Consider the following 11,419-nt stretch of genomic DNA (forward strand, 5'->3'; position numbering starts at 1 on the left):
GGATAAGGCATTTATGCCGCCATCCGGCACAACCGCAGGTACGGCGTCTGATGTGTATCGCCCGGTGGCACTGTGCTTGCGCGTGCCTACGCTGTTTGAGCCTGCGGGGGGACCCGTAGGCCGGATAAGACGAAGACGTCAGGCAAACGCCATGAAGAAAGGGATTACTCGGCGGCCGTTTTCCCTTTGCCGGGCAGCCTGAACGCTTCGCCATAGGGCTTCGCGATACCCATGCGATATTGTGTCTCTTTGGCCGCCTGGTGGAGGTCGGCAAACTCCTCTTTCGGCGCTTGCGGACGTTGCGCCTTTTTCAGACACTGATTACGATGGTGACGGATCCACTCTCTGTCATCATCGTTCAGGCAGCGCTGCATCACCTCAATCCATCTGGATGCCGCCCGACGGTAGAGCCCACTCGCCTCTAACCGTTCAGCAATACTGTCCCTTATTCTCATCCACCTCGCTCCTCTGATGCTTTCACGATATCCCATGGTATTCCGACACCTGGGCCGGAATACCATGGTAGAGTTAATTTATGACAAAACTATTCCTGTGCAGCGCAAGGAATATATTCATTATAATAATCGCTGTGCATAGCAAACCGCATTCGCGGTAATTACTTCCAAAGAGCTCCGGAATTATATGTCGAACGCCGCCATGGATACCGGACGGTATCGACGGTTGTACCTATCAATAGCTATTTAATTTATTATATTTCCGTTATCAAATACCTTGCGATGTCATCCACTCCCTGTACAACCAAGCCTCATGGCGACCTAACGGAGTGCTCCAGCAGTTTATTTCTGAAGATAAATAAGCAGGCTTCATTAAAATTATCTAACCCCAGTCGCTCATAAAGCGCAGTGCGCTTCCGGTAAAGGCTTTTTACCGAGGTATTCAGATTCACCGCCACCTCCTCCATGGTCATACCCGCCCCAAGCAAACGTAGCATTAACTGTTCAGACAAACTTAAGCGCAGATCGTCAAACCACTCTTTGGTCAGCCGCTTGCTCTTCATCTCCAGAAAAAGACCAAATAATGTCGCCATATCGGCGGGTGATAATGACATGTTTAAAAACGATTTCAGACTCAGTAAATGCTCTTCCCGATGGCGCATATCGAGGACGATACAACATATTCGCTTTCTGGATTGTGCCGCCTCCATCACCAGGTAATCGTAATGACAAAGCGGCGAACGGCTATCAACCAGCAGAGAGACCTCATCAACCTCATTATCTAAAATCGTTTTTCCGCTAGAATCTAACTGAATGATATCAGGAAAGAAATTCTTAACCCCTTGAAAAAGATAGTAATCCTGAGTAACCAATATCATTGAAGTTGCCACAAATCGTCCCTTTAACATTTAATCAACAAATTCTCGTCAACCAGACGTTTTCCTTCCCCCTTTGGACGCTTCGCATGGCGGTAAAAATAACGAGACCTGTGATTTATCATTAGCGCGGCATCTGACTCTGGCTGTGAAAACCCTCCTTGCGTTCTGATGGAAAATAAACGGATTAATTATAAATAAAAAAAATCCACAGAAAAGATGCTTTTTTTGGCATTGAGAATTTTTGTCAGAAATCATCTTAAATATCCAGTAAAAACCACCAACCTCTTCACAATATAAGCAGCACATCAATTTTGAAACAAAATTCCAACCCTCTCTCTTTTTTATTTATTTCAGTAAGTTAAAGAAACCAACTTCAACAACGCCGCTCGAATTAAGTCGATTTTACAGAATTATCTTAAAACGCAGCCCATCATTTATCCATATTTATCCGCTGCCGTATCGGGTATAAATTATCCATTCAATTATCAACAGGAGATATGTTTATTAGTTTGCAATAAGTCATTCACCCGCAGTGCCAGTCAGCTAAATGGGACCATCCTCATCCTTTAACTCACCGTCAAAGGACGGTCGTGTTGTGCAATGGATTCTTGATGAACATATGGCAAATAGAAATGGAAAGATCACCTTATTCAAATACGTTATTGTTTAATCGCAACACGAAACTCTCGCTGTCAATCGGCTTGCTTTTGCTCTTCCCGGCGCTGGTTCAGGGAGCAGATTCGCTCTATGACCAGCAGATCCTGCAAGCGCGTCAAGGCCAGTACGCCCCCTTTCTCTCTTATCTTCAGCAGTACCAGCTGCGGCATGCCTTAACCCCTTCTCAGGTGGCGGACTGGCTGCAGGTAGCTCTCTGGGCCGGCCAGGACGATGAAGTGGTGAAAGTCTGGCGACGCTATCAGGTTTATATGCCGCTTCCCGCACGCGGTACCGCCGCGGCGGCACAGGCCCTGCGTAACCAGAAACAGTGGCAAGCCTCGCTCACCCTCTGGCAGCAGGCTCTCAGCCAGGCCCCTGACAGTGACGATTATCGTATCGGCTATATCAAAACGCTGGCCGATGCCCGCAAGGACGGCGAGGCGCTCAGCGAAGCGCGTCGCCTGGTAGCGGAGCAGGCGAGCGTTGCCCACCTGCAGACGCTCTCTTATGTCTACCTGCGGCTTGGCAAAAGCTGGGACCAGCTGTTGGTGGACACGCAGATCCTCGATCGTGAGCCGCAAAACAAAGCCGCGCTGGCCAGCCTGATGGCGACCCTGACCCGCAACCGGATCGATTCCCCTGCTCTCGGCCTGGCGAATAGCGTCGAACTGACGCCTGCGGAAAAGCGCAATCTGCAGTTGAACGCCGCCGCCGAACTGGTGCGCCTTGCCGATACCCCTTCCCGCGAAGAAAACGCGCGTTACGCGCTGGCCCGCACGGCCCTGGCGCAATACGACGCGATGATTGCCGCCTGGCACCCCGACCCACAGGCTGCGCCCGACATCATCCGGGCGCGCATTGATCGTCTGGGTGCGCTGTACGCCAATGCAGATTACGCGCAGGTCATCCGTGAATACCAAAATCTCATCGCGCAGCAGCAGACCGTTCCCGACTGGGCCATCGGCTGGGTCATCTCCTCTTATATCGCCCTTAAGCAAATTGAGCCTGCGCTGACGCTTATTCACCAGCATCCCTCGTGGCTGACAAGCCAACAGAATGAGGAACACGAGCTTTTCTACGCCCTGCTGGACACCGGTCAGTACCCGGCGGCGCAACAGTATGTCGCCCGCCTCACCCGGAATGCACCCTACATCCGTCGTCTCTACGGTTCGCCGACGCCGCAGCCGAATGACGACTGGCTCACCGCACAGTCGCTTAACGTGCACTATTTAGCGGCCACCAACGCCCTGCCGCAGGCCGAAGCCCGGATGCAGCGCCTGGCGGCAACGGCCCCCGGCAATCAGGGCCTGCAGATAGATTATGCCGCCCTTCTGCAGGACAGAGGGCTACCGCGAGCCGCCGAAAGCCAGCTAAAAGCAGCGGAATCTCTGGAACCCTCCAGCCTGCAGCTGGAGCGCCAGCAGGCCTGGGTCGCCCTCGATCTGCAGGAGTGGCGGCAAATGGATCTGCTGACTGACGACGTCGTCGCCCGCTCGCCACGGGATCTGAATACCCAGCGCCTGGCCAGAGCGCGCGAGGTCCATCATCTTTCCGAACTTCGCCTGAGCGTTGGCAAAGGGCTGCACTCCGACAACCCGGTGAGCGGCACCCACGACCTCAGTTTTGAGACGGCGATCTACAGCCCGCCGCTAGCCGACAGCTGGCGGTTGTTCGGCGGGCACCGCTTCGCTGAAGGCAATTTTGAAGAGGGGAAAGGCAGCCGTCGCCAGCTGTTCGCCGGCGTTGAATGGCGCCCGCGCGACTACTGGGGCGAGCTTGAACTCTCCAGCGTCAATTTTCACGGCGAGAACAAGCCCGGCGTCCGCCTTTCCGCCGCCCACGACGTCAGCGATCGCTGGCAGCTGGGCGGCGAACTGGAGCGGATTTCGCAGCAGACTCCGCTGCGCGCGTTACGCAACGGCGTCAGCGCCAACCGCGGCGAAGGCTGGCTGCGCTGGTATCAAAACGAACGCCGGGAATACCGCGTCAGCGTGGCCGCCAGCCGGTTTACCGATCGCAACCGCCGCCAGGAGTACACCCTCTCCGGTAAAGAGCGCCTCTGGCAGACGCCGTGGTTAACGCTGGATCTGCAGCCCGGTCTGTCGGCCAGCGCCAATAGCCGCACCGACACCGCCTACTACAGTCCGGCACGGGACCTCGCCGCCACCGCGGCGCTGGCCGTCGATCACATGCTTTACCAGCGCTATGACACCGTCTGGAGCCAGCAGCTGCTCGCCGGCGGCGGCAGCTACTGGCAAAAAAATCACGCCGCCGGGGCGATCACGGTGCTGGGTTATGGGCAGCGCCTGCGCTGGAACAACGTCGTCGACACCGGGGTGATGCTGAACTGGGACAAACGCCCCTACGACGGTAAACGCGAAAACAACCTCGCCATCACTCTTGATGCAAATATACGGTTTTAAGGATGACCATGCTGAACACGACCCTGCGCAACGGCCTGATGCTTCTCGTCTGGCTGTGCCTTATCTTCAGCGTGCGTGCTGAGGAAGTCCCCTTCCTCGCCCCGCAGCAGCGCCCCCAACCGGAGGCCAATCAACCCTGGCCGGCGGATCGCTTTCTGGTGCTGGCCTACCATGACGTCGAAGACGATGCCGCCGACCAGCGTTATCTTTCAGTGCGCACCAGTGCGCTCAACGAGCAGATCGCCTGGCTGCTGGATCACGGGTACCATGCGGTGAGCGTCCAGGACATTCTCGATGCACACCATGGCGTTAAGCCGCTGCCGGCCAAGGCTTTTCTTCTCAGCTTCGACGATGGCTATAGCAGCTTTTACACCCGCGTCTGGCCGCTACTTAAAGCCTGGAATGTTCCGGCGCTGTGGGCGCCGGTGGGCAGCTGGGTGGACACTCCCGCTGACCAGCCCGTTAATTTTGGCGGCCTGATGACGCCGCGCGAGCGCTTCGCTACCTGGGAGATGGTGCGCGAGCTCAGCCGCTCGCCGCTGGTGGAGATCGGCGCGCACACCTGGGCCTCGCACTACGGTCTGCCGGCCAATCCGCAGGGCAGCCGCGAGCCCGCCGCCGCCAACCGCGGCTGGGATAAAACCACCGGCCGCTATGAAAGCGACGCGCAGTTTACCCGGCGCATGGCCGATGACGTGCAGAAAGTGACGGCGAAAATCCACGAGGTCGCCGGGAAAGCGCCGCGCGCCTGGGTGTGGCCCTATGGCGCCGCCAGCGGCAGCACCCTGGCTATCGCCAAACAGCAGGGGTATCAGCTGGCGTTTACGCTGAACGACGGCCTGGGCAATGTGAAAGATCTGGACAATATTCCGCGCATGCTGATCGCCGGTAACCCGTCGATCAAGGCCTTTGCCAACGCCGTAACCCAGATTCAGGAAGCCGATCCTGTTCGGGTGATGCATGTGGATCTGGACTATGTCTATGACCCCAATCCCGTCCAGCAGGCGAAAAATATCGATAAGCTGGTGCAGCGCGTCTATGACATGAAAATCAGCCATGTCTTTCTGCAGGCCTTTTCCGACCCGCAAGGCGACGGCACGGTCAAGTCGCTCTATTTCCCCAACCGCTGGCTGCCGATGCGCGCCGACCTGTTTAACTTCGTCTCCTGGCAGTTGCAGACCCGCGGCGGGGTGAAGGTCTATGCCTGGATGCCGGTGCTGGCCTTCGATCTCTCGTCCGATCTGCCGCGCGTTCAGCGCTGGGATCCGCAAACCGGGAAGGCGTTACTTGCCCGCCAGCCGTACGTTCGCCTGTCGCCCTGGGATCCCCGGGTTCGCCAGCAGATCACCGACATCTACGAAGATCTGGCCCGGCACGCCAGCTTCAGCGGGATTCTGTTTCACGATGACGCCGTGCTGACCGATTTTGAAGACGTGAGCCCGGAGGCGGTCGCCGCCTGGCGGCAGACGGGTCTGGGGCACGATGCCGGCCCGGTGCCCCAACGTCCGCAAGAGCGCCAGGCATGGATGCGTTTCAAAAGCCAAACCCTGACCCGCTTCACTCTGGATCTACGCCAGGCGGTGCAGGCCATCCGCGGCCCGCAGGTGAAAACGGCGCGTAATCTCTTCGCCCTGCCGATCCTGGAGCCGCAGAGCGAAGCCTGGTTCGCGCAGAATCTGGATGACTTCCTTGCCGCCTATGACTGGACGGTACCCATGGCGATGCCGCTGATGGAGTCCGTACCGATTGACGCCAGCCAGGCCTGGCTGACGCGGCTGGTCCAGGCCGTCGCCAGCCACCCGGGCGCGCTGAAGAAAACCATCTTTGAACTGCAGGCCCGAGACTGGAACCGACGCCAGCAAAACGCCATTCCCGACCAGCAGCTGGCGGACTGGATGCGTTTGCTGCGGCTGAACGGCGTCAAAAACTACGGCTACTACCCTGACGATTTTATTAACAACCAGCCTGATATCTCCCGTATCAGGCCGCAATTTTCTTCCTGGTGGTACCCTGACCATGACTGATCGCATCATCGCATTGTGCATTTTATGCCTCGTATTCGGGCTGCCGTTAGGCGTCGCAGCGGTATTTACCGGCGAGCTTATCCTCGACTTTGTCTTCTTCTGGCCGCTGTTTATGTCAGTGCTGTGGATCACCGGGGGCCTTTATTTCTGGTTTCAGCTGGAACGCCACTGGCCGTGGGGGGAGGATACCCCGCCGCCGACGCTGCCGGGCAATCCGCTGATTTCGATCCTGATCCCTTGTTTTAACGAGGAGAAAAACGCTCGGGAAACCATCAGCGCGGCGCTGGCCCAGCGTTACGCCAATCTCGAAGTGATCGCCATTAACGACGGCTCTTCGGACAACACCGCCCAGGTGCTCCAGCAGCTGGCGCAGGAGGAGCCGAGGCTGCGGGTGATCCACCTTGCCGCCAATCAGGGAAAAGCGGTAGCGCTCAAAGCAGGCGCCGCCGCCGCCCGCGGCGATCTGCTGGTCTGCATCGATGGCGACGCCCTGCTGGACCGGGATACCGCGGCCTGGCTGGTCGCGCCGTTGATCCACTATCCGCACGTCGGGGCGGTCACCGGCAATCCGCGGATCCGCACCCGATCCACGCTGATCGGCCGCATTCAGGTGGGTGAGTTCTCGTCGATCATTGGGCTTATCAAGCGGACGCAGCGGATCTATGGCCGGGTCTTTACCGTCTCCGGTGTGATTGCCGCCTTCCGGCGCCAGGCGCTGGCGGACGTCGGCTACTGGAGCCCGGATATGATCACCGAAGATATTGATATCAGCTGGAAGCTTCAGCTCCGCCACTGGGACATCTTTTTCGAGCCGCGGGCGCTGTGCTGGATCCTGATGCCGGAGACCCTCAAAGGGTTATGGAAGCAGCGTCTGCGCTGGGCGCAGGGCGGCGCGGAGGTTTTTCTGGTCAACCTCCGTCGCCTGTTTCACTGGGAGCATCATCGGATGTGGCCGCTGTTTCTGGAGTATGCCTGCTCCACGCTGTGGGCCTTTGCCTACGCGGTTACCATTCTGCTGTTTATCCTCAGCCGCCTGATGCCGCTGCCTGACAATCTGGCGGTGCACAGCCTGTTTCCGCCGGAGTTCACCGGCATGCTGCTTGGCGTGATGTGCCTGCTGCAGTTCGTCGCCAGTCTGTATATCGAGCGACGCTACGAGAAAAAGGTCGCCAAATCACTGTTCTGGGTGATCTGGTTCCCGATGGTCTACTGGATGATCGGCCTGCTGACCACGCTGGTCGCTTTTCCGAAAGTGATGGTGAAACGTCAACGTTCCCGCGCGCGCTGGGTGAGTCCGGACCGGGGAAAAGGAAGCCTGTGATGAATGAAAATACGCTCATCTTAACCGAACACCGTGTGCTGCCCCGGCTGGTCGACGCCGGTTTAACGCTGCTGGCCTGGCTCGGTTTTCTGTTCTTTCTGTACGCCAATTTGCTGATGCAGTTCATCGCGCCGCCCTCTCCGCGCTGGGAGTCGCTGATGGCTTCACTGAATACGGCGCTGGTGTATCTGCTGATTGCCGCACTGAACGGCTGGCTGTTGATCCTCTGGTATCATTACAACCGGCGCCGCGCTCGCACCCGGCATCATACCGCGGTGCTCACCCTGCGACATGATGAGCTGGCGAGCAGCTTTAACGTTGCGCCGCAGATTATCTCGGAGATGAGCCGCTATAATTTGCTCACCGTTTACCACGATCAAATCGGGCAGATTATTGATTTAAAAAGCCACGCGTTACCGCCGCCGCAGGAAGAGAGCGATCGCGCATGAGAGCAAGGCCGCCGTCGGCGACCTGTATGGGTTACGACGCCGTGGATCAGCCGCCGGCTTTTTTGATGGCGGCTTCCAGCGAGGCCTGATCCGCCAGCCCCGGGAAGACGGTGATGCTGGCTTCCGTGGCGCCGGTGGTCGGCATCACGATCACGCCCGGCGTGCCGCTCAGACCAATCTCCTGCGCCAGATCGTTAATGCTCTGCAGCACCGGTTCGACGTCGGTGGCCTTCTTCGCATCAAAGCCGGCTTTCTTCGCCTGCTGCTGGATATCCGCCGTCGTCAGCTTACCTTCGTTATGGCCGGTAGCGTAAATCCCGTTATGGTAGGCCAGATAGGCATCCGCCCCTTTCTGCTGATAGATCTGCAGGCCGGTTTTTGCCGCCTCCAGCGAGCTTTCCCAGCGGCCGCCGAAAATCGGCCACTCTTTAAAGGCGAAACGGGTCTGCGGGTGCGCTTTAATCACCTGCTCCATCATCGGCGCCAGACGGCTGCAGTACACGCACTGGTAGTCGAAGAATTCGATCACCGTGACTTTGCCGTTGGCCGGGCCGTAGGTCGGGGTATTTTTATCCTGGGTCAATACAGCCGCGTTTTTCAGCACTGCCTGAGTGGCCGCGCTGGCCTGCTGTTCAGCCTGTATTTGCTGCAATTTCTGGCTCGCCTGCAGGAGGACTTCCGGGTGGGCGACCAGGTAGTCGGCGGCGATTTTGCCGATTTTCGCCTCCTGTTCCGGGGTGAAAGTCGCCGGCGCGTCAGCGGCAGAGGCCATCGCCGGCAGTAAGACAGCGCTCAGCAGGGCGACAGAGAGGTATTTCTTGTGGCCAGACATAGTGGGGATCCTTGCGATAAGTGAACGGCAGGTGAGTCTGGGTGACAAAATATCACCCTTTTTCGCCGAAGCCTTGCCCAACGGCGCGTTGATTCGTAACTTTATTTTTCAGGCACGCTTTTCCCGCGCGACGGCGTGGGTCTGCGTCAGTGGTCAATGCGCCCCAGGCGGAGTACCCTGCGCAGCGGTTTTTCTTGCTCTTTTTTCAGGTGGTTTCTCTCGAAATGAATGCGTTACTCCAACAATGGGACATGGCGGTGATTATGCTGCAGATTGTCGCCATCGATTTACTGCTGGGCGGCGATAACGCCGTGGTGATAGCCATGGCTTGCCGCAAACTGCCGCCACAAAAGCGCACCAAAGCGATCATCATCGGTACCGTGGGGGCGATCCTGGCGCGCGTGCTGCTGCTGGCGCTCGCCCTGTATCTCCTGTCGCTGCCGTGGCTGAAAATAGTCGGCGCGTTGCTCCTGCTGTGGATTGGTATGAAGCTGGTGAGTAATGAGGAAGAAGAGAGCGAGGTCGGCAGCTCCGCGAGCCTGTGGCGCACCGCGATCACCATCACCGTCGCCGATGTGATCATGTCGCTGGATAATGTGTTGGCGGTCGCTGCGGCGGGAAAAGGGCACATTGCGCTGGTCGCCCTCGGCGTGGCGATCAGCATTCCGATTATCGTCGCGGGCAGTAAACTGGTCCTGGTCCTGCTCACCCGCTTTCCCGCCGTGGTGCTGTTGGGCGGAATGCTCATCGGCTGGATTGCCGGCTCAATGCTGGTCAGCGATCCCACCATTCAGCAACTGTTTCCCGCCGCCGGGGACGGCACCGCGCGCGTGGCTGGCGCCGTCGGCGCGCTGCTGGTGCTGTTTGAAGGATGGCGCCGCCGCCCACGGCCGCAGGCGAAAGAGTAGCCTCGCCCACGACGCCGCCGACCCCGACGGCGTCAAGTTTCCGCCACTTTTCTTCCCCTTCAGGGCGCATTTGCCCTACGCTTTATACTGACGCCTGTTCCAGGGAATATGTAACCACCGCACTGAGCATAGATGAGATAAAATCATGGAATTGAAGGATTATTATGCCATTCTCGGGGTGCAACCAACCGACGATCTGAAAACTATCAAGACCGCCTACCGCCGCCTGGCGCGCAAATATCACCCCGACGTCAGTAAAGAAAGCGATGCCGAAGCCAAATTCAAGGATCTCGCCGAAGCCTGGGAAGTCCTGAAAGATGAGCAGCGGCGCGCCGAATACGATCAGCTCTGGCAGCATCGCAACGATCCCGGCTTCGGTCGCCAGCAGCAGACACACGAGCAGAGCTACAGCCAGCAAGATTTCGACGACATCTTCTCCTCCATGTTTGGCCAGCAGGCGCATCAGCGTCGCCGTCAGCATGCCGCACGCGGCCACGATCTGGAGATCGAAGTGGCGGTGTTCCTTGAAGAGACGCTGGCCGAGCAGACGCGCACCATCAGCTATAACCTGCCGGTGTACAACGTGTTTGGCATGATCGAAAGTGAAACGCCGAAAACGCTGAATGTGAAGATCCCCGCCGGGGTAGTCGATGGTCAGCGTATCCGTCTGAAAGGCCAGGGAACGCCGGGCGAAAACGGCGGCCCGAACGGCGATCTGTGGCTGGTTATCCACATCGCCCCGCATCCGCTATTCGATATTGTCGGCCATAACCTGGAGATCGTCCTGCCGCTGGCGCCATGGGAGGCCGCGCTGGGTGCGAAAGTCACGGTGCCCACCCTGAAAGAGAGCATTCTGCTGACGGTGCCGCCGGGCAGTCAGGCAGGGCAGCGACTGCGTATCAAGGGCAAAGGGCTGGTGAGCAAAACCCACACTGGCGATTTGTTCGCCGTCATCAAAATTGTCATGCCGCCAAAACCAGATGAAAAAGCGCGTGAGCTCTGGCAACAATTGGCCGCCGCCGAAGCCAGCTTCGATCCGCGTAAGACATGGGGGAAAGCCTGATGGCTACAGTAACAGTGACGTTTACCATTACCGAATTGTGCCTGCGTACCGGGGTATCGGAAGAGGAGCTGACGGAGATCGTCGGCTTGGGGATGATTGAACCGCACCAGCCGCAGGCGGAAACCTGGCTATTCGACGACAGCGCGGTGACGATTGTCCATCGCGCGGTGCGCCTGCGTAACGAGCTGGAGCTGGACTGGCCGGGGATCGCGGTGGCGCTGACCCTGCTGGATGAGAACGCGCGGCTGACCCGCGAAAATCGCCTGCTGCAGCAGCGCCTGGCCCGCTTCCTCGCCCACGGATAGGGGCGACATCCCGGGTGGCAGCGTTCCGCCTTCGTGCCGGATGGCGGCTACGCCTTATCCGGCCTAAAAACTAAGCACAGCGCAAGCCGGGGAATTTCCCGGGT

Annotated in this window: 10 protein-coding genes and 2 pseudogenes; 8 read left to right on the forward strand and 4 right to left on the reverse strand. The window is 58.3% G+C overall.

What is annotated here, in order from left to right:
* Positions 1–164: 164 nt before the first annotated feature.
* Positions 165–521, reverse strand: a complete 357-nt coding sequence (locus tag HMPREF3142_RS14245) for a PerC family transcriptional regulator (protein ID WP_306431235.1) — start codon at positions 519–521, stop codon at positions 165–167.
* A gap of 119 nt (positions 522–640) precedes the next feature.
* Here HMPREF3142_RS14245 and HMPREF3142_RS29900 point away from each other — a divergent pair.
* Positions 641–769 (forward strand): annotated as a pseudogene (locus tag HMPREF3142_RS29900) (hypothetical protein); the annotation flags it as partial.
* Here HMPREF3142_RS29900 and HMPREF3142_RS14250 read toward each other — a convergent pair.
* Entirely contained in the window at positions 767–1,333 is a 567-nt protein-coding gene (locus HMPREF3142_RS14250; protein ID WP_012969132.1) for a helix-turn-helix transcriptional regulator, read from the reverse strand. The pseudogene HMPREF3142_RS29900 and the gene HMPREF3142_RS14250 overlap by 3 nt on opposite strands.
* A gap of 632 nt (positions 1,334–1,965) precedes the next feature.
* Here HMPREF3142_RS14250 and pgaA point away from each other — a divergent pair.
* The 4 genes from pgaA to pgaD are packed head-to-tail and all read left to right on the forward strand — an operon-like array spanning position 1,966 to position 8,207.
* Positions 1,966–4,413 carry a poly-beta-1,6 N-acetyl-D-glucosamine export porin PgaA gene (gene pgaA / locus HMPREF3142_RS14255; RefSeq protein WP_176747617.1) on the forward strand — a complete coding sequence of 816 codons (2,448 nt, stop codon included), beginning with the start codon at positions 1,966–1,968 and terminating at the stop codon, positions 4,411–4,413.
* Between the two features lie 8 nt (positions 4,414–4,421).
* A complete protein-coding gene (gene pgaB, locus HMPREF3142_RS14260; RefSeq protein ID WP_070612183.1) occupies positions 4,422–6,437 on the forward strand; it encodes a poly-beta-1,6-N-acetyl-D-glucosamine N-deacetylase PgaB in 2,016 nt (671 codons plus the stop codon).
* Positions 6,430–7,758 carry a poly-beta-1,6-N-acetyl-D-glucosamine synthase gene (gene pgaC, locus HMPREF3142_RS14265; protein WP_008807230.1) on the forward strand — a complete coding sequence of 443 codons (1,329 nt, stop codon included), beginning with the start codon at positions 6,430–6,432 and terminating at the stop codon, positions 7,756–7,758. Before pgaB ends, pgaC begins: the two co-directional genes overlap by 8 nt.
* Positions 7,758–8,207 (forward strand): poly-beta-1,6-N-acetyl-D-glucosamine biosynthesis protein PgaD, encoded by a 450-nt coding sequence (gene pgaD, locus HMPREF3142_RS14270; RefSeq protein ID WP_012543140.1) that lies wholly within the window; start codon positions 7,758–7,760, stop codon positions 8,205–8,207. The genes pgaC and pgaD overlap by 1 nt, the downstream gene beginning before the upstream one ends.
* 46 nt (positions 8,208–8,253) lie before the next feature.
* Here pgaD and HMPREF3142_RS14275 read toward each other — a convergent pair whose 3' ends face one another.
* A complete protein-coding gene (locus HMPREF3142_RS14275; protein ID WP_070612167.1) occupies positions 8,254–9,039 on the reverse strand; it encodes a DsbA family protein in 786 nt (261 codons plus the stop codon).
* Between the two features lie 224 nt (positions 9,040–9,263).
* Between HMPREF3142_RS14275 and HMPREF3142_RS14280 the strand changes: the two genes are divergently transcribed.
* Positions 9,264–9,947 carry a TerC family protein gene (locus HMPREF3142_RS14280; protein WP_008807233.1) on the forward strand — a complete coding sequence of 228 codons (684 nt, stop codon included), beginning with the start codon at positions 9,264–9,266 and terminating at the stop codon, positions 9,945–9,947.
* On the opposite strand, the pseudogene HMPREF3142_RS29460 reads toward HMPREF3142_RS14280, so the two are convergent.
* Positions 9,910–10,017, reverse strand: a pseudogene (locus HMPREF3142_RS29460) (hypothetical protein); the annotation flags it as partial. The gene HMPREF3142_RS14280 and the pseudogene HMPREF3142_RS29460 overlap by 38 nt on opposite strands.
* 75 nt (positions 10,018–10,092) lie before the next feature.
* Here HMPREF3142_RS29460 and cbpA point away from each other — a divergent pair.
* Both cbpA and cbpM read left to right on the forward strand, forming a co-directional pair.
* A complete protein-coding gene (gene cbpA / locus HMPREF3142_RS14285) occupies positions 10,093–11,010 on the forward strand; it encodes a curved DNA-binding protein (RefSeq protein WP_008807234.1) in 918 nt (305 codons plus the stop codon).
* Positions 11,010–11,315 (forward strand): chaperone modulator CbpM, encoded by a 306-nt coding sequence (gene cbpM / locus HMPREF3142_RS14290; protein ID WP_012543142.1) that lies wholly within the window; start codon positions 11,010–11,012, stop codon positions 11,313–11,315. Before cbpA ends, cbpM begins: the two co-directional genes overlap by 1 nt.
* Positions 11,316–11,419 lie beyond the last annotated feature (104 nt).

It is taken from the genome of Klebsiella sp. HMSC16C06 (assembly GCF_001808325.1).
In the GTDB taxonomy this organism is placed as follows: domain Bacteria; phylum Pseudomonadota; class Gammaproteobacteria; order Enterobacterales; family Enterobacteriaceae; genus Klebsiella; species Klebsiella variicola.

Bases quoted from the DNA above. Each gene is read 5' to 3' on its own strand.
- cbpA (WP_008807234.1), top strand. From the start codon at position 10,093: ATGGAATTGAAGGATTATTATGCCATTCTCGGGGTGCAACCAACCGAC.
- HMPREF3142_RS14245 (WP_306431235.1), bottom strand. From the start codon at position 521: ATGGTATTCCGGCCCAGGTGTCGGAATACCATGGGATATCGTGAAAGC.
- pgaB (WP_070612183.1), top strand. From the start codon at position 4,422: ATGCTGAACACGACCCTGCGCAACGGCCTGATGCTTCTCGTCTGGCTG.
- HMPREF3142_RS14275 (WP_070612167.1), bottom strand. From the start codon at position 9,039: ATGTCTGGCCACAAGAAATACCTCTCTGTCGCCCTGCTGAGCGCTGTC.
- pgaA (WP_176747617.1), top strand. From the start codon at position 1,966: ATGGAAAGATCACCTTATTCAAATACGTTATTGTTTAATCGCAACACG.
- cbpM (WP_012543142.1), top strand. From the start codon at position 11,010: ATGGCTACAGTAACAGTGACGTTTACCATTACCGAATTGTGCCTGCGT.
- pgaD (WP_012543140.1), top strand. From the start codon at position 7,758: ATGAATGAAAATACGCTCATCTTAACCGAACACCGTGTGCTGCCCCGG.
- HMPREF3142_RS14250 (WP_012969132.1), bottom strand. From the start codon at position 1,333: ATGATATTGGTTACTCAGGATTACTATCTTTTTCAAGGGGTTAAGAAT.
- pgaC (WP_008807230.1), top strand. From the start codon at position 6,430: ATGACTGATCGCATCATCGCATTGTGCATTTTATGCCTCGTATTCGGG.
- HMPREF3142_RS14280 (WP_008807233.1), top strand. From the start codon at position 9,264: ATGAATGCGTTACTCCAACAATGGGACATGGCGGTGATTATGCTGCAG.